Below are 16,212 nucleotides of genomic sequence, written 5' to 3'. Positions count from 1 at the left end.
GAATTCCCGCCGTACTTGCGGGTGAATCCCACGGCTATGAAAATACTGGTGATAGAAGACGAACCCGAGATGCTGGAGACCTTGGTGCGCTCTCTTAAGCAAGAACAATACCTGGTGGAAACCGCCGCAGATTATAAAACCGCGCTGGAAAAAGTGGGTGTGTATGCCTATGACTGCATTTTGCTGGACATTAACCTACCCGGCGGCACCGGCCTGGAGATTCTGGAGGAGCTCAAAAAGCAGCAGAAATCGGAAGGGGTGATCATTGTCTCGGCCAGGAACTCGGTGGATGATAAAATCCAAGGTTTGGAATTAGGCGCCGATGATTATTTGCCCAAGCCGTTCCACATGGCCGAGCTGCACGCCCGCGTGAAATCTGTCTTGCGCCGGCGCAAGTTTGAGGGGCAGCACCTGCACCAACTACAGAACCTGCAGATTGACCCAGACAAGCATCAGGTGTGGGTAGCGGGGGAGGAGCTGGTGCTTAACCGTAAGGAGTTTGACATTCTGCTGTACCTGGTCACCAACAAAGACCGGTTGGTCAGTAAAACGGCTCTGGCCGAGCACGTCTGGGGCGATTACATTGACCAAGCCGATAATTACGAATTCATCTACTCACAGATCAAAAACCTCCGGAAGAAACTGAAAGACCATTCCGCCGAGGTGGAAATCCAGGCCATTTACGGGATCGGGTATAAACTGGTCACGGCATGAAATTGCTCAACCACGCCACCTCTTATTTTGCGGGGCTGCTGCTGGTGGTGATCTCGGTCTGGGCCGCGCTTTTCTACTTCAACATGCTGGACGAAATCTACGACAGCATGGACGATGGCCTGGAGAACCAGAAGATTTTGGTGGTGCAAAAAGCAAGTCGAGACAGTACCGTGCTGGCGCAAAAAGACTTTGAGGCCGGGTATTTCAGGATCAAGGAGATTCCGTTCACCTTGGCCATCCACCGCAAAGATCGCTACCTAGATACGCTCATGTACATGCAAAACGAGAAGGACTTTGAGCCCGTCCGCATGCTGACCTCGGTTTTCCGGAAGGGTGACAAATACTATGAGTTGCGGGTGATCACCTCCATGGTAGAGGAAGACGACCTTATTGAAGACCTTTTGTACTCTCTGCTTTGGCTGTACCTGGGACTGATGGGCAGTATTCTGGTGCTCAATAACCTGCTTTTGAAAAGAATCTGGCGCCCTTTTTACAATGTCTTACAACGGCTGCAGAGGTTTAGGTTAGAAGATCCGCAGCCGGTTCCTGTTCACCAGACCAATATTGAAGAGTTTCAGCTCCTGAACCAGACCGTGGAAAAGTTGCTGCAACAGAATGTGGCCACGTACCAGAACCAGAAAGCCTTCATTGAAAACGCCTCCCATGAACTGCAGACGCCATTGGCCATCAGTTTGAACAAGCTGGAACTCTTGGCCGAGAGCCAACCCCTACAGGAAGAACAGTTGATGCAGATTGGAGCCGTCATGGAGAACCTGGAGCGGCTCACCCGCCTGAACAAATCGCTGTTGCTGCTGTCCAAGATTGAAAACCGGCAATTTGCGCAGGAAGAAGAAGTATCGCTGCCTACGCTGCTGCAAAAGGTACTGGTTGATTTTAATGATCAGCTGTCCTATAAAAAGATCTCCCTGAAGGTGCAGATGCTGGAAGAAGTAACGCTCAGGATGAACCCTGATCTGGCGACCATGTTGGTGCTGAACCTGCTCAAAAACGCTATTGTCCATAATGCAAAGGGAGGCTTTCTGCGCCTGGATCTTTCTAAAGAAGCCTTGACCGTTGAGAACTCGGGCCAAGCCCAACCTTTGGATGAGAAGAAGGTATTCACCCGATTCCATAAAGAAGAGGCATCCGTAAACTCTACCGGGTTGGGATTGTCTATCGTGAAAGCCATCTGTGACCTGTACGGCTTCCAGATTACCTACCGCTTCAGGCAGGGGCATACTTTTACCGTTACCTTTTAGGGAAATCGTTTCCAGGTTTCAAGCCTATTTTTTAGAAATCAGGTTCGAAAAGCTTTTCTCTCAATTCTTGGAGAATGGATTTCCTTCTAGTCCGGCCCCAAAAAAACTTTCACTTCTTTTTAGATTCCCAATTCTTTCCTGTTTTGGGTCTGACCTTTGGCTTACCATAACGTGATAAGCTAACCTTTAGACCTATGAAAACCATTTTAATAGCCTGTATGGCAACTGGTGCTACGCTTTGGAGCTGTAGCCAGAACATCACCGCCACGCACCTTCCGTCTTTGGTGCAAAACTCCCTTCAAGTGAAGTTTCCCGGGGCCAAGTCCGTGGAGTGGGAAAAACTGGGAGACCTCTACGAAGCCGAATTTGAGATAGACCAGCTGGAACATACGGCCCTGCTCAACGCCACGGGGCATGTAGTAAGCCACAAACAAGACATTTCATCGGTCCAGCTCCCGCCCCCTGTTTCCATGACCTTGAAGCGCGACTACCTGGCTTACCTCATCGATGATCTGGAGAAAGTGGAAAAAGACGGCCAGGTGTATTACCAAGTAGAGCTGGAGAACAACAACGAGGAGGTACAGCAGGTATACACCCCTAACGGTGTGTTGGCCAGTGTAAGTTATTGGGAATAAGGTTTGTATCTGGGATTTCGGAATGAGAATATAAGCAGTTAACGGTGTTCTAAAGCTCTTTTTCTTAAACGATTTTAAAACACCAGAGGCAAAAGATAGTAAAATGGCAGGAGGGTGACCTTGCTGCCGAGGTAAACCTTCAAAAGAAAAATCCTATGAAACGCTTTCAAATAGTAATAATGAGTTTGGTGCTGTCTCTGGCCGCCCTGGCCTGCGATAACAGCAACGCCCACGGTTTAGCGGATGAAAAACCCAAAAAAGCCAAAAAGAAGAAAACCATAGAACCCTCGTCTGAGGCGGTGCAGGTACAGCATAAATGGGAAGTTCCCGAGATCCTGCGGGAGGTGTCGGGGATTGCTTTCCTGGGGAACGGGAAGTTTGCCTGCGTGCAGGATGAAGCCGGGGTGATCTTTGTCTATGACACAAACAAAAACAGCATAGAAAAGCAGGTGACCTTTGGCGCTGCCGGAGACTATGAGGGCATTGCCTTGGCCGGCAACACTGCCTACGTGGTCAGAAGCGACGGGCACTTGTTTGAGGTAGGCAACTGGCAGTCCATGGCCCCCCAGATCAAAGAGTACTCCACGCCGCTCACCGAAGCCCATAACGTGGAAGGGCTTACCTATGACGGGCAACACAAACGACTGCTGTTAGCTATCAAAGGCGAGGAAGCCGGTGGCCCCGAATACAAAGGAGTATACGCGTTTGACTTGAGTTCCAAAACCTTATCGGTGGAGCCCATCTTTAAACTGAACCTGAAAGATCCTTTGCTGCCGCAGGGTACCGCCAAAAGCCTGAGTAAAACCTGGCAACCGTCAGAGATCGCCATCCATCCGGTGACTGGTGAAATCTACCTGAGCGAGGGTTCCAATCCGCAGTTATTTATCCTGAACCAGGATGGTAGCATTAAGACCCGGCACAAGCTGCGGGATGCTGATTTCTACAAACCCGAGGGGATTGCCTTCAGCCCAACCGGCGAGTTGTTTATCTCCAACGAAGGCAAAAAAGAGGCAGCCAACATCTTGCGGGTGAACCTGGCGCAAACAAGATAAGCCCAAAACTGTTCTTGTCTCTCACATATATTTGATTTATGCTCTTAGAAAGAAACCTGAAGTGGGGCGTCATTATCCATTACACCTGGAAAAGCATGCTCTACTACCTGCTGCTTTCGGTGGCGGTGTTCCTGCTTCATGACTACTTTGACGTGCTGCAACTGCATCTGCCTTTTTCCACGCTTACGGCCTTAAGTACAGCCTTGGCTATTTTCCTGGGCTTCAAGAACAGCAATGCCTATGAGCGTTGGTGGGAGGCCCGGCAGATCTGGGGCCAATTGGTGAATAGCAGTCGGTCTTGGGCGCGGCAGGTGGTGACCATGATCATTCCTAGTGAGGAGCAGGACGCCGAAGTAGTTAGAAAGCTGCAGCACCGCATGGTGTATCGGCATTTGGCGTTTGTGCATGGGTTGCGGGTTTTTCTGCGGAAGCCCAAGCCCTACAATAACACTCAGCAGGAAGAGATCTATGAAGAGCGCAACGAGTACTCAGATACAGTGGCTTTCTTATCTGAGCATGAATACCAGACTTTTTGCCGTAAAAACAACCCACCCAATTACCTGCTCAACTTACAGGGTGATGACATGAAAAGAGCTTTTGAACGGGGATGGCTTTCAGATTACAGGTTTGTGCAATTAGAGCAGACGCTGGTGGAGTTCAACAACATCCAAGGCAGAAGCGAGCGGATCAAGAACACCCCTTTTCCGAGGCAGTACAGTTTCTTCTCTAGGGTGTTTGTATTCATCCATGCCTCCCTGCTGCCCTTTGTGTTTGTGGAGGAAATCGGCTGGGCCAGTATCCCTATTTCGGTGATTATCTCTTTTGTGTTTCTGTGCCTTGACCTGGTAGGCGAGCGCATGGAAGACCCCTTTGAGAACCGCCTGGAAGACGTGCCGCTCACCCAACTCTCGCTCTCCATTGAAACTAACCTGAAAGAGCATTGGGGCGACCATAACTTCCCTGAGGTGAAAGATATCCAGAACGGGATCATGTTATAGAGAAGCCTTTTGTAACCGAGAATTGCAAGCAAAAAAGCAGAGTCCCTGTTTAAGGCCCGTTTTCCAGCAAACGGGCCTTAAACAGGGACTCTGCTTTTGAAAACATGTTTAGACTCTGGCTCCGGTGCCGGTGGTATGAACGGCTGCCGGGGTCATGCGGGTTAAAACCGCCTGGCCTACAATCAGTAAGCCCACAATAAAGTGCGGCTCCCAGATATAATCATGGAAGAAGAAAAGCCAAGGCGACAGGGCTAACAAAAACCCTATGGCCAGATCACTGATGATGTGCGCCGGCATAGGAATGATTTTCATGGCTCCGGTTTCATTGCGGGTCATGAGCGCCTGAATTAGGATCAGGACCCCAATGCCAATAGGAAGGAAGCTTTCTATGCCTCCTCTGTAAAAACCAAATAGCCAGGGCGAGGCAATCAGTAAGATCGCGATGAGATAATCCATGATGCCATGGATGCTGGTTGGAATAATCCGCATAAGAACCTCCTTGAATTAAACTAGAAACAACTACCCATTTATACGATCCAGAAATCAGTTTGCTGTTAGTGTTTTTACTGATTTTCAATCATTTACCATGTAGTTTGTACTGTTTGTGAGAAAGGGGTTCTCTTTGTCATTTTCTTTTTATACCTTAGATGATATCAATATGATATCAAAATAAATAAGGCCATGAAAGCAGAAAAATCTTTTAATCCAGCCTCGGGGTACGTCATCCTGGTTGTACTGGTAATCGTCATTATTGCGGCCATCGCTTCTGGTTCCATCTTTGGGCCAGGGGTAATTGCGCCCTTTTCCCTGGTGTTCCTGTACCTGGCCAAGGGCTTCAAGATTGTGAACCCAAATGAATCTAGGGTGCTTACGCTGTTTGGGAACTATGAAGGCACTATCAAGCAGAACGGGTTTTTCTGGGTGAATCCCTTTCTGGTAACTAAAAACATATCGCTCAGGGCCCGTAACCTGGATACCTCGCCCATCAAGGTGAATGACAAACTGGGCAACCCCATCATGATTGGGGTAGTACTGGTGTGGCGGGTGGAAGAAACCTTCAAGGCAGCATTTGAAGTAGACAATTATGAAACGTTTGTGAAAATCCAGAGCGAGTCTGCCATGCGTAAGCTGGCGGGGGCCTACCCGTATGACAACTTTGAGACCGAGGAAGAGATTTCCTTGAGGGCCAGCTCGCAGGAAGTGAACGATGAATTAGAACGAGAATTGATGGAACGGTTAGCCATTGCCGGCATTCATGTGCTAGAGGCAAGAATCAGTTATTTGGCGTATGCCCAGGAAATTGCCAGCGCCATGTTGCAGCGCCAGCAGGCTACCGCTATTGTAGCTGCCCGGGCCAAAATAGTGGAGGGAGCCGTGGGCATGGTGGACCTGGCCTTAAGCCAATTGAATGACCGGCGCCTGGTAGATTTAGATGAGGAACGCAAAGCTGCCATGGTCACCAACCTCATGGTCGTTCTCTGCTCAGACAGAAGCATCCATCCTGTGGTGAATGCGGGTACTTTACACCACTAGCCTATGGCCGAGAAAAAGTCGTTTGCCCTGCGCATGAACGCAGACATGATGAAAGCTTTGGAGAAGTGGGCCGCAGATGAGTTCAGGAGCACCAATGGCCAGATTGAATGGATTGTGCAGGAGGCACTCAAAAGAGCCGGGCGGCTGCCTCAGCCCAGACCGGAGCAGGAAGAGGGTGAAACCCCGCAAGACCCGTCTGCGTCATAGGACCAATTCAAGGCAGCAACAGGTACTTTCCGGAGATTCAGTCTCGCAGGTTTCCTGTTCTTGCATTATTCTGTTTTAGTCACAGTTCCAGAAAGTTAAGGCCAAAACAGAAATAGTCTTTTTTCATTTTAGATAAAAATACCCAAAGAAATGGGGTATCTACTAAGCAGCATTTATAGGAAAATTGATATCTTAAGCCATGGTAACGCCTAGAGCGAAAGAGAAATCTGTTCATCAAGTTTAATTTAAAGAACTATGGAATACGAAGTGAAACCAGCCGAAGGCCGGTTAGGAATCTTGATCCCGGGATTGGGAGCCGTGGCAACAACGTTCATTGCCGGGGTAGAAGCCGTAAAGAAAGAGTTGGCCAAACCGGTAGGCTCGCTTACCCAGATGGGGCGCATCCGGTTAGGAAAGCGCACCGAGGATAGACACCCCCTGATCAAGGACTTCGTTCCACTAGCTGGGCTGGAGGACATCGTATTCGGGGGCTGGGACGTGTACGCCGACAACGTGTTTGAGGCCGCCGTGAACGCCAAAGTGCTGGAGCCCATGCTACTGCACGCCGTTAAGCCAGAGTTGGAGTCCATCAAACCCATGAAAGCGGTTTTTGACAAAGCCTACGCGCGTAACCTGGACGGTACCCACGTGAAAGAGGGGGCCAACAAGATGGAACTGGCCGAGGCGCTGATGGAAGACATCCGATCCTTCAAAGAAGCCAACCAATGTGACCGCCTGGTAATGGTGTGGTGCGGTTCTACCGAGATCTACATTGAAGAGTCTGAGGTGCATGACACCATTGAGAATTTTGAGGAAGGGCTGCGGCAGAATGACCCTCGTATCGCGCCCAGCATGATTTATGCCTATGCGGCACTTAAGATGGGCGTTCCTTTCGCCAACGGTGCCCCTAACCTCACGGTAGACATCCCGGCTATTGTGGAGCTGGCCAAAGAGAACGGCATCGCTATCTCGGGCAAAGATTTCAAGACAGGCCAGACCTTGATGAAAACCATTCTGGCTCCTGGTCTGCACGCCAGAGCCCTAGGCGTGAAAGGCTGGTTCTCCTCCAACATTTTGGGTAACCGCGACGGTTATGTGCTGGATGCCCCCGAGAACTTCAAGACCAAGGAGGTTTCCAAACTGAGCGTGCTGGATGAGATCTTCCGCCCTGAGTCAAACCCCGAACTTTACGGTGATATGTACCACAAGGTGCGCATCAACTACTACCCGCCCCACGGCGACAACAAAGAAAGTTGGGACAACATTGATATCTTCGGTTGGCTGGGCTACCAGATGCAGATCAAGATCAACTTCCTGTGTCGTGACTCTATTTTGGCAGCACCATTAGTGTTGGATTTGGCCTTGTTCACTGACCTAGCGCAGCGCGCTGGCATGAGTGGCATCCAGGAGTGGCTGAGCTTCTACTACAAATCACCGCAGACCGCAGAAGGGCTGGCGCCGGAGCACGATATTTTTAAGCAGTTGATGAAACTGCAAAATACCTTGCGCCACATGATGGGCGAGGACCTGATTACCCACCTAGGGCTGGATTACTACCAGGACCTGGTGGACACCTTGTAAGGCGTTCATGATCTGGATGCATAAACTCATTTCCACCAGCTTTGGAATTGGGTACGTGGGCAAGGGCGGGGGTACGGTTGCGGCCGTGGCCACCTGTCTGGTCTGGTACCTGGTGCAGGCCGGCGGAAATGAGTTACTCTCCTGGCAAATTGCGCTTACGTTGCTGATCACGGGGCTAGGCATTTGGTCTGCCCAGAAAGTGGAGCCCCTGTGGGGAAAAGACGACAAGAAAGTAGTAGTAGATGAGGTGGCGGGCATGTGCATTTCTTTGTTAGCCATTCCCGTCACTTTTCCGTATTTGGTGGCAGGGTTGGTTTTATTCCGCTTTTTTGACATCGTGAAGCCCTTTTACATCAGAAGGGCCGAGCAGGTGAACGGCGGCTGGGGCGTGATGCTAGACGATGTCTTAGCCGGGGTCTGCGCCAACCTTGTTCTGCAATTGATAATTTACGTAAAGCTTTTTTAGATGCTCACTTTTCTAAAGGCACAGACTGCCTCTGTGGGCTCCACAGTCGTTGATTTCCTGGTAACCATTTTGGCCGTGGAGCTATTTGGAAGTTGGTACGTGATGGCGACCGTGATTGGGACCGCCTCTGGCGGAATCACCCACTTTGCCTTAGGGCGGGAATGGGTTTTCCATGCCGAGGATTCCAGTCTGCCGGCACAGGCTATCAGGTACTTCATTATCTGGAATGGGAGCCTTTTTTTGAATGCTGCCGGAATTTACCTCATCACGCACTACTCAGGCATCAGCTATATCTTCTCCAAGATTATTACCTCGGTTGTGGTAGGAGTGGGCTACAATTACCTGATGCAAAAGAAATTTGTTTTCAGAAAAGACACTACCTATAGCTAATTCTTTCACAACGGGCACATGGAAGCAACTGAGAAAATGGGCATTGATTCTTCTTTCAAAAGCAAGAAAGCCCCCGGCGAGAAAGCCTGGAAAGTATTCCTGCAACAGGGTATCTACAAAATAGTGAACCCTTTTGTGCGGCTTCTGATCAAACTAGGTTTCACGCCCAATGCTGTCACCACCACGGGATTCATCATGAACGTGGGGGTCGCCATCATTTTTGTGGTAGGCGGCGAAAGCGAGAACCGCAACGACTTCTCCTACGTGGGCTGGGCCGGCTTCCTGATCATGATGGCGGGCCTATTTGACATGCTGGACGGCCAGGTGGCCCGGATGGGCAACATGGGGTCTACATTTGGGGCTTTGTATGACTCCGTGCTGGACCGTTATAGTGAACTGGTCATGTTCCTGGGGATCTGTTATTACCTCATGGCCCACCATTACTTTTTGAGTTCCCTCTTCTCGTTTATTGCCATGATCGGGTCTATGATGGTGAGCTACACGCGCGCGCGCGCCGAGGGGTTAGGTGTGGAGTGCAAAGGCGGTTTCTTCCAGCGTCCAGAGCGGGTGGTGCTGATTGCCTTGGCCGGCATGTTCTGCGGGTTGACGGCTTCTCTCATTGGCCCGGACTTCAAGCTGTACGTGCCCGGTATCCCGTTCCACATTTTCGAAACCATGTCGGTCTTCACCATTCCTATCACCATTCTGGCCATCTTCACCAACATCACAGCCTTTACCCGGTTGATGGAGGCGCGCCATGCCCTGGAGTTAAAAGAAAAGAATCAGACCTTGAACAGGTAGGAGGATTTTATAAGATTTGACTTTGTGCCGTTTGGGGCCTGTTTTAGAGAAACAGGCCTCAAACGGCATTTTGATTTATTCTCCCAGCATGGGAGCCGCCTCAAACAACTCCAGCATCGGTTCCCCGTCGCGCTTGGGGATCGGGAAACCCAGAAGCTCAGCCATGGTAGCCGCCACATCTACCTGGGAGCGGGGTTTGGTAGCAATGGTTCCGGCTTTTACATCGGGGCCCAGCACTAATAAGCTAATGTGCCGGCATCCTTCGCAATTGTCACCGTGGTCTTCAAAGCGGTCGCCTAAGTGCCGGCCGTGGTCATTGGTCACCAGTAGCGTGGTGGTGTTTTTATACTTGGGCTGTTTTTGGAGCCATTTCCATAAATCGGCCACTAATTGGTCGCTCTGTTTGATGGCTTTGACGTACCCATCCCAGTTGCCCTCATGGGCCTCAGAGTCCGGTTCGCGCAGGTTGATAAGCACCAGTTTGGGCTTATATTGGGTAAAGACCTGTTTGGCAATCCGGATGGTGGTGGTATCGGGGCGGTAGCCGGTTCCTATTCCATTGTTGCCGCAGCTCACGGATGGTTCAAAAGTAGCCACCGAGTCTTGGCTGTAGGTGCGGGCCAGAATCTCCAACTTGTCTTTGCTGGTAATCACCCAGGCATCGGTGGCCGGGGCTCCGGTGTGCTGCCGGTAGTAATGAAAGACCGACGGCAGCGCCGGTAGTTCATCTCCGTTGTTTTGTATGTGCTGGTGATAGCCGGTGGTAAGGGCTACGTGCCCCGGGTTGGTCTTCGTCACTCCTTTGTTGTAGAACTGCGGATGGAAAACGCCTTTCGGAGCCAGCTCCTGAGCCATGTGGGGGATGTTGGCGAAGGTAGAATCTCCCCACGAATCTGAATACCGTACGCCGTCAATCACCACCAGCACCACGTTTTGTGTGGCGTAGGTTTGGCTAGGTTTCTGTAAGTGAACGGTAGGAGTGGTGTTGGTGGAAGAGTGGCAGGAATTCAGCAACAAACCAAGGGTAAGCGAAAGCAAGTGCACGGGGAAACGAAGGATCATAAAATCTGGTAAGCTTTGTGTCGTGCCTACTACGGATATAGCAGGTATTTTGCTCTAACTTGTTTAAAATAAGTAAGTTCATCGGCCCAGGTCGATAAAATATCTTTTGGAGAATCGCCGGCTTGCAGGCGCTGACGCGTCACATCTGTTTTCCAGAGTCCATCGAGTCGGCTGTTTTTCCATTCCAGTTGGGTAGGGTAGAGGGTTTTCAGGGCATGGATGATGTAGAGGGTAGCCTTGGCAGACTCAAACTTGTTCCGGTCGGTGACTACGGCCTGAGCCCCGTAACAGGTCTGCCCAACAAACTTGGGCGGATAGATCCGGATGCCGTCTACCACGCTATCAGGTTTGAATTGGATGGGTTGAAAAGTAACGCCTGCCAGTTTGTAGCTGTTGAGTTGTTTGGCCAGTTTCTCGCCGTCAATCCAGGGGGCGCCAATAAACTCAAAGGGCTGCATGGTGCCCCGGCCCTCAGAGACATTGGTGCCCTCCAGAATACAGGTTGCCGGGTAAAGGGTGGCGGTGGTCAGGTTGATCATGTTGGGCGAAGGCTTGACCCAGGGCAATCCGGTTTGGTCAAACCACTGTCCGCGGGAGTAATGGCGCATGGGAACCACCATCAACTCGGCTTGGGGCAGGTTCTTGGCGGCTCGTTCCCCGTTGAACATCCGGGCCAACTCGCCTACGGTCATGCCATGCGTGATGGGCAGAAAGTTGGGATTGGTGACGGGTTGTTTCGCGTTTTTGCCCACCGCTCCATCTACATACAGACCGGTAATGGGGTTAGGCCGATCCAGCACAATCATGGGTTTCTTGTTCTCGGCGGCCGCTTCCAGCACGGCCTGCATGGTAGCGATGTACGTGTAGTACCGCGCCCCTACATCCTGAATATCGAACAGGAGGACATCCACATCTTTCAGCATCTCTGGGGTGGGTTTCCGCACTTTGCCGTACAAGGAGATGACTTTCAAGCCAGTTTTCTTGTCTACGTCATCGGCTACGTGGTCATCGGCCTCGCCCCGGATGCCGTGCTCAGGGCTGAACAATTTCACCAGTTTAACGTCTGAGCGCGCATGCAATAAGTCCACCAGGTGACTTTTGTCTGGCATCACGCCGGTATGGTTTGTAAGAATGGCTACCCGCCGGTTCTGGATAAAGGGAAGGAATTCTGGGGTCACCAACCGTTCAATGCCGATGACTACCCGTTCTGCCGAGGCAGCAGGTTTAGCCTCTTTCTTTTTCTGCGCAAATGCCGCATTATGAACCAGTAAGAGAAATGCCAGCAGCCAATACCTGCCAGTGAGGGGATGTCGCTTCATACCCCCAATATAGCAAAAGAAGAAGATTTTATGCCTATTTCCCTAACGGTTGTTTATGCCCTGTTTTACAGAAAACAGGGCATAAACCAGGAGAAAGAAATTACAGGCCGTCGCCGTATTTGTAGTTTGAATTTACGGTTACAGGCAGTTTGCCTTGGGGTGTGATCTCACCCATGAGCATTTTAGCCGCCGCTGCCTGAACGGCGGGTAATTGCTGGTACCCCACTAACAGGGCCGTAGCTTGGTGGATATCCTGGAAGCGGTTAAGGGTATAGGCATTGTCAAACAGCACCACCACGCTCCGTTTCTTCCGGACTAATTCATTCACCAGGGCCCGTTCCTCGGGGGTAAAGCCCAGGTTGTTGCTGGGCCTGATGCTGGGGCCATAGATACTGATCAGGAGCAAGTCATATTTCAAGAGTTCTTTCCTGAGCTTTTCCAGGTATTTCTTGTTGCTCCGGCGGGGTAAAAAGAAATCCTGGGTAGCCAGTTTGGTTTTAATCTGCTTTTGGAAAAACGTGGTTCTGGTACCTCCTACGGCCAGACTGGCGATTGTGCGTTTCTTTTTCTCTTCCAGCGGAATCATTTTGCGCTTGTTCTGCAGAAGGGTAAGGGAGCCTTCTGCCAGGCCCCGCAGCATTTCATGGGCATGAGGAGCGTGCAGGTCCTGATAAAGGCTGTCCAGTTCTATGGGTTTGTACTTGTTCAGGCCTACCCAGAACTTGGCCGCCAGTACTTTCTTGCAACGCCGGTCAATCTCTTTCTGGCTCAATCGCCCGGATTTGATAGCCGCCTTGATAGCCTCCAGGGCATCTGGTACACTAACCAGACGCTCCAAAACATCATTTCCTGCTTCCAAAGCCATGACCTCGGCTTCGCCGGGCTTAAAGTATTTGGTCACTCCCTTCATTACCATGGCATCGGTGAAGATAAGGCCTGCGTACCGGAGCTCGTTTTTCAAGATGCCTGTAACGATGGGTTTGGAAAGGGAGGCAGGCAGATTGGCGGTAGAATCCAGTTTAGGCAGGTGGATGTGCCCTACCATAATACCGCCCACCCCGCTCTGGCTCAGGTGCCGGAAGGGGTGCAACTCCAGGGAGTCAAGGCGCTCGCGGCCGTAGGGGATAACGGGCAAGTCATAGTGAGAGTCAACGTCGGTATCGCCGTGCCCTGGAAAGTGCTTGGCTACGGCAATGATGCCCTTGTCCTGCATGCCTAGCATTTGGGCCAGGCTTTTGGAACTGACATCATTTTTGTTTTCGCCAAAAGCCCGGTAGCTGATAATGGGATTCTTGGGGTTGTTGTTCACGTCTACCACTGGCGCAAAGTTCACGTGCATGCCCAGCCGCTTAAACTCAAACGCCATTTCGGCGCCCATCTGGTAGATAAGACTGTCGTTGTTAATTGCCCCCAAGAGCATGGGCAAGGGGTATTGCATGGCGCTGTCCATCCGCATGCCAATTCCGTTTTCGGCATCCATGCCAATCCAGAGGGGCACTTTAGAGGCTGCCTGTAAGCGGTTGGTCATTTTCGCCTGCCGGATAGGACCTCCCTGGAAGAAAATGAGTCCGCCCACTTTGTAGCGTCTGATCAGGCGCAGGACATCTGCCTCGTGCTTGGGTCCTTGGTTGGAGAACACCTCAATCATCATGAGTTGGGTGATGCGCTCATCAGGGGTCATCCGCCGGAAAACAGAGTCCACCCACTTGTTCTTGCGGTTGAGGGCCGTGATTAGGGCGTTGGGGTATTTGATGGTGTCTTCCGGCGAGATGGGTTGAGGCTTAAAAACCACCGTCTCGTCTGCGTGCGGATTTTTCTTTTTACACGCCGAAAAAGCAAGAACTGTCAAAAACAGTACAAGGCAGTACGTGGGAAAAGTCAGGCGGTGCGCAGGAAGTTTGAACATGAGGCTTGGGCAATAGGTACGGCTTGGATTCCCCTTGGGGGAAGGGACCCATCTAAAAGCCTTTACCTTACGGCAACCATTCTTCATGGTTTTGCGCGGGATGCAATTGATCTGTTTGTTTCCAAGCGTGCATGTTTTTAAGATCTGTTGATGGCTTTGTAGGTCTTCATTCGCGCAGCACTTCAGATCTGGTAGATGCCTTCACGCTAAAGCTGTATTCTTCAAGATGTTTAGTTGAATGGAAGGGCTAGAAGCAGAAACGCCGTTCCCAGAATGAATCTGGGAACGGCGTTTCTGCTTATGATCAAATGCGTTTAAGCCTTCTCTTTGAAAATCTCGGCAAAAAATTGCTTCATGGCTTCCCAGGAACGGCGGTCAGCGGCGGCGTTGTAGGCAGCGCCTTTGGTGATGTCAGCGCCCGCCTCTGGGTTGGTAAAGGCATGCACTGCCCCGCTGTAGGCGTTGAACTGGTAGTCAACTTTGGCGTCGTTCATTTCTTTGAAGAAACCGTCAAGCTCGGCTTTAGAAACAAACGGGTCAATGGCCCCGTGCGCTACAAGAACTTTGGCTTTGATGTTGGCGGCATCGGCAGGGTTTGGGGTGCCTAAACCTCCGTGGAAACTTACCACCCCGGCTACATCGGCCCCGCTGCGGGCAAGTTCCAGAACAGTGGTCCCTCCAAAGCAGTACCCAATGGCCGCTACTTTGGCACCATCTACGTTAGTTTGCTTCTTTAACTGGGTCAGCGCGGCGTTTACCCGCTGGCGTAGTAATGGAATGTTGTTTTTGTATTTCCCGGCTTCGGCACCCATCGCCTCTGGAGTTTTGGGTCTTACCCCTTTGCCGTAGATATCGGCGGCGAACGCTACGTAGCCCATTTTGGCCAGCTGCTCACACCTCTTCTTTGTGTAATCGCTGAGGCCGTTCCATTCGTGCACTACCAACACGCCCGGTAGCTTTCCTTTTTTGGAGGCGTCATACGCTAGGTAGCCTTCCAGGGTGGTAGAACCCTCTTTGTACTCCACCAACTGGGTTTTAATCTGTTGGGCCTGCGTGGTAAGGTGTGTCATAAAGAATAGAAGGAAAACAAAAGCAATAGATAGCTTTTTCATGGTTTCATAAAGTTTAGGTTCAAAGCAGGTTGCCAGTTTCTATACTTAAAGCGGGTATAAAAAGATTGGCGTAACCGCCACGAAGGTAGCAGTTACGCCTGTGATAGACTCAGGAAAGAACCCGCCTTTTTCTTACCTGTTTTGAAGAAAGTGCTTACTTCTGGTAAACCAGGTGGACAGATGATAGTAAGTTCAATCTCTGATTATGATCTGCTTTTGGAACGTGTTAGCCCATGAGAACCGGTAATTCACCAGATCAAAGCTTAGAACGTCAAGGAGGCACTTACTCCTCCCTGACCCCTCTGCCAGGCTGGCAAGACGGTCCAGTTACGTTTGGTAAGCTGCCCTTTGATTTTCTGAAAACCCCAGTACGTGGCTTTCCCGGAGAGGTAGCCCACCGCAGCACCCGCTAATACATCAGAAGCCCAGTGTTTGTTGTCATTGATGCGCGACAAGCCCACCAGGGTAGCTACGCCATAGGCGAGTTCAGGCACCCATTTGCTGTCTCGGTATACCGAGGCAATGGCTGTGGCAGCAGCAAAGGCATTGGAAGTGTGCGAGGAAGGAAAGGATGTGTTGCTGCCATCCCCGTTCGCCCCGTCAAACAAATGGCTATCCTCGGTGTTACTGGGCCGATGCCGCTGAAAGGATTTCTTCAGTTTATCGGTGACCAGAGAATTGAGGTAGAAACTGCCCAGACCTACTATGGCCGCCTCCCGCATCTTGGGACGCTTGGCTAAGGCTCCTAAGGTAAACATAGTGGCAAACGTGACATGCAGTGGTACGGCCCTCCCAAAGGGTTCCAACACACTAGCGGTTCTGTTCGACACAATGGTTCGGTTTTCCTGCGACAAAAGCCTGACAGGCCGGTCTAGCCGCTCATATGAGGTGATGAAAATGCCCGCCACCGCCAATGAAGCTGTTGACTTGAGCAAAATTCTTTGATGTTGCTGAATCCACGAAGGCTTGGGCGCGCTTTGCAGCCGAAACGTGTCTTGGGGTGCTTTTAACGAATCTGCCGGCAGGTACGCCGCAAATACAGAGACTCTGGTAAAGAATAGCAATGCTACGAGGAGCAAGAGGGAACGCATAAACAGGGTAGAAGCTTAAAAGTCAAAGGGATAGATGTTGTAAGAAAGTGGAAACTAGCCCATTTAGTTTCCGGAGGTTCAATTTT

Annotated in this window: 17 protein-coding genes; 11 read left to right on the top strand and 6 right to left on the bottom strand. The window is 50.9% G+C overall.

The genetic code is table 11. The features are described 5' to 3' along the window. Positions 1-36 precede the first annotated feature (36 nt). From ACW9SV_RS22035 to ACW9SV_RS22015, 5 genes are all read left to right on the top strand, one after another. Positions 37-714, top strand: a complete 678-nt coding sequence (locus tag ACW9SV_RS22035) for a response regulator transcription factor (protein WP_479558946.1) — start codon at positions 37-39, stop codon at positions 712-714. Beyond that, positions 711-1,973, top strand: coding sequence for a sensor histidine kinase (locus ACW9SV_RS22030; RefSeq protein ID WP_479558945.1), 1,263 nt, complete (start codon positions 711-713; stop codon positions 1,971-1,973). Before ACW9SV_RS22035 ends, ACW9SV_RS22030 begins: the two co-directional genes overlap by 4 nt. 194 nt (positions 1,974-2,167) lie before the next feature. Beyond that, complete coding sequence (locus ACW9SV_RS22025; RefSeq protein ID WP_479558944.1) at positions 2,168-2,608, top strand: PepSY-like domain-containing protein; 441 nt, start codon at positions 2,168-2,170, stop codon at positions 2,606-2,608. A gap of 155 nt (positions 2,609-2,763) precedes the next feature. Beyond that, on the top strand, positions 2,764-3,660 hold the full coding sequence (locus tag ACW9SV_RS22020) for a hypothetical protein (RefSeq protein ID WP_479558943.1): 897 nt from the start codon (positions 2,764-2,766) through the stop codon (positions 3,658-3,660). Between the two features lie 38 nt (positions 3,661-3,698). Next, a complete protein-coding gene (locus ACW9SV_RS22015; protein ID WP_479558942.1) occupies positions 3,699-4,658 on the top strand; it encodes a bestrophin family protein in 960 nt (319 codons plus the stop codon). Between the two features lie 108 nt (positions 4,659-4,766). On the opposite strand, the gene ACW9SV_RS22010 is transcribed toward ACW9SV_RS22015, so the two are convergent. Continuing rightward, on the bottom strand, positions 4,767-5,147 hold the full coding sequence (locus ACW9SV_RS22010) for an SPW repeat domain-containing protein (RefSeq protein ID WP_479558941.1): 381 nt from the start codon (positions 5,145-5,147) through the stop codon (positions 4,767-4,769). 192 nt (positions 5,148-5,339) lie between these two features. Here ACW9SV_RS22010 and ACW9SV_RS22005 point away from each other — a divergent pair, with 192 nt between their 5' ends. From ACW9SV_RS22005 to ACW9SV_RS21980, 6 genes are all read left to right on the top strand, one after another. Beyond that, positions 5,340-6,191: an SPFH domain-containing protein gene (locus ACW9SV_RS22005; protein ID WP_479558940.1), complete on the top strand. Its 852-nt coding sequence runs from the start codon at positions 5,340-5,342 to the stop codon at positions 6,189-6,191. Positions 6,192-6,194: 3 nt separating this feature from the next. Beyond that, on the top strand, positions 6,195-6,398 hold the full coding sequence (locus ACW9SV_RS22000) for a type II toxin-antitoxin system antitoxin (protein WP_479558939.1): 204 nt from the start codon (positions 6,195-6,197) through the stop codon (positions 6,396-6,398). Positions 6,399-6,653: 255 nt separating this feature from the next. Beyond that, positions 6,654-7,979 carry an inositol-3-phosphate synthase gene (locus ACW9SV_RS21995; protein WP_479558938.1) on the top strand — a complete coding sequence of 442 codons (1,326 nt, stop codon included), beginning with the start codon at positions 6,654-6,656 and terminating at the stop codon, positions 7,977-7,979. 7 nt (positions 7,980-7,986) lie between these two features. After that, complete coding sequence (locus ACW9SV_RS21990) at positions 7,987-8,445, top strand: phosphatidylglycerophosphatase A family protein (RefSeq protein WP_479558937.1); 459 nt, start codon at positions 7,987-7,989, stop codon at positions 8,443-8,445. Beyond that, on the top strand, positions 8,446-8,835 hold the full coding sequence (locus tag ACW9SV_RS21985) for a GtrA family protein (RefSeq protein WP_479558936.1): 390 nt from the start codon (positions 8,446-8,448) through the stop codon (positions 8,833-8,835). It abuts the gene before it with no gap. Between the two features lie 18 nt (positions 8,836-8,853). Next, positions 8,854-9,636 carry a CDP-alcohol phosphatidyltransferase family protein gene (locus tag ACW9SV_RS21980; protein ID WP_479558935.1) on the top strand — a complete coding sequence of 261 codons (783 nt, stop codon included), beginning with the start codon at positions 8,854-8,856 and terminating at the stop codon, positions 9,634-9,636. 75 nt (positions 9,637-9,711) lie between these two features. On the opposite strand, the gene ACW9SV_RS21975 is transcribed toward ACW9SV_RS21980, so the two are convergent. The 5 genes from ACW9SV_RS21975 to ACW9SV_RS21955 form a co-directional block, all read right to left on the bottom strand. Further along, positions 9,712-10,698 carry a sulfatase-like hydrolase/transferase gene (locus tag ACW9SV_RS21975; RefSeq protein ID WP_479558934.1) on the bottom strand — a complete coding sequence of 329 codons (987 nt, stop codon included), beginning with the start codon at positions 10,696-10,698 and terminating at the stop codon, positions 9,712-9,714. 29 nt (positions 10,699-10,727) lie between these two features. Further along, positions 10,728-12,017 carry an exo-beta-N-acetylmuramidase NamZ family protein gene (locus tag ACW9SV_RS21970; RefSeq protein ID WP_479558933.1) on the bottom strand — a complete coding sequence of 430 codons (1,290 nt, stop codon included), beginning with the start codon at positions 12,015-12,017 and terminating at the stop codon, positions 10,728-10,730. Between the two features lie 100 nt (positions 12,018-12,117). Beyond that, positions 12,118-13,923, bottom strand: a complete 1,806-nt coding sequence (locus tag ACW9SV_RS21965) for a glycoside hydrolase family 3 protein (RefSeq protein ID WP_479558932.1) — start codon at positions 13,921-13,923, stop codon at positions 12,118-12,120. 314 nt (positions 13,924-14,237) lie between these two features. Beyond that, positions 14,238-15,035 (bottom strand): dienelactone hydrolase family protein, encoded by a 798-nt coding sequence (locus ACW9SV_RS21960; protein WP_479558931.1) that lies wholly within the window; start codon positions 15,033-15,035, stop codon positions 14,238-14,240. Between the two features lie 263 nt (positions 15,036-15,298). After that, on the bottom strand, positions 15,299-16,126 hold the full coding sequence (locus ACW9SV_RS21955) for a phosphatase PAP2 family protein (RefSeq protein WP_479558930.1): 828 nt from the start codon (positions 16,124-16,126) through the stop codon (positions 15,299-15,301). Between the last annotated feature and the right edge of the window lie 86 nt (positions 16,127-16,212).

Source organism: Rufibacter sp. JT20002 (assembly GCF_056491185.1).
This window is presented reverse-complemented; position numbering and strand designations above follow the sequence as displayed.

Excerpts from the sequence above, each read along its gene's own strand:
- ACW9SV_RS21990 (WP_479558937.1), top strand. The coding sequence starts at position 7,987 with ATGATCTGGATGCATAAACTCATTTCCACCAGCTTTGGAATTGGGTAC.
- ACW9SV_RS22025 (WP_479558944.1), top strand. The coding sequence starts at position 2,168 with ATGAAAACCATTTTAATAGCCTGTATGGCAACTGGTGCTACGCTTTGG.
- ACW9SV_RS22000 (WP_479558939.1), top strand. The coding sequence starts at position 6,195 with ATGGCCGAGAAAAAGTCGTTTGCCCTGCGCATGAACGCAGACATGATG.
- ACW9SV_RS21970 (WP_479558933.1), bottom strand. The coding sequence starts at position 12,017 with ATGAAGCGACATCCCCTCACTGGCAGGTATTGGCTGCTGGCATTTCTC.
- ACW9SV_RS21960 (WP_479558931.1), bottom strand. The coding sequence starts at position 15,035 with ATGAAAAAGCTATCTATTGCTTTTGTTTTCCTTCTATTCTTTATGACA.
- ACW9SV_RS21965 (WP_479558932.1), bottom strand. The coding sequence starts at position 13,923 with ATGTTCAAACTTCCTGCGCACCGCCTGACTTTTCCCACGTACTGCCTT.
- ACW9SV_RS22005 (WP_479558940.1), top strand. The coding sequence starts at position 5,340 with ATGAAAGCAGAAAAATCTTTTAATCCAGCCTCGGGGTACGTCATCCTG.
- ACW9SV_RS21955 (WP_479558930.1), bottom strand. The coding sequence starts at position 16,126 with ATGCGTTCCCTCTTGCTCCTCGTAGCATTGCTATTCTTTACCAGAGTC.
- ACW9SV_RS21975 (WP_479558934.1), bottom strand. The coding sequence starts at position 10,698 with ATGATCCTTCGTTTCCCCGTGCACTTGCTTTCGCTTACCCTTGGTTTG.
- ACW9SV_RS22015 (WP_479558942.1), top strand. The coding sequence starts at position 3,699 with ATGCTCTTAGAAAGAAACCTGAAGTGGGGCGTCATTATCCATTACACC.
- ACW9SV_RS22030 (WP_479558945.1), top strand. The coding sequence starts at position 711 with ATGAAATTGCTCAACCACGCCACCTCTTATTTTGCGGGGCTGCTGCTG.
- ACW9SV_RS22035 (WP_479558946.1), top strand. The coding sequence starts at position 37 with ATGAAAATACTGGTGATAGAAGACGAACCCGAGATGCTGGAGACCTTG.
- ACW9SV_RS22010 (WP_479558941.1), bottom strand. The coding sequence starts at position 5,147 with ATGCGGATTATTCCAACCAGCATCCATGGCATCATGGATTATCTCATC.
- ACW9SV_RS21995 (WP_479558938.1), top strand. The coding sequence starts at position 6,654 with ATGGAATACGAAGTGAAACCAGCCGAAGGCCGGTTAGGAATCTTGATC.
- ACW9SV_RS22020 (WP_479558943.1), top strand. The coding sequence starts at position 2,764 with ATGAAACGCTTTCAAATAGTAATAATGAGTTTGGTGCTGTCTCTGGCC.
- ACW9SV_RS21980 (WP_479558935.1), top strand. The coding sequence starts at position 8,854 with ATGGAAGCAACTGAGAAAATGGGCATTGATTCTTCTTTCAAAAGCAAG.
- ACW9SV_RS21985 (WP_479558936.1), top strand. The coding sequence starts at position 8,446 with ATGCTCACTTTTCTAAAGGCACAGACTGCCTCTGTGGGCTCCACAGTC.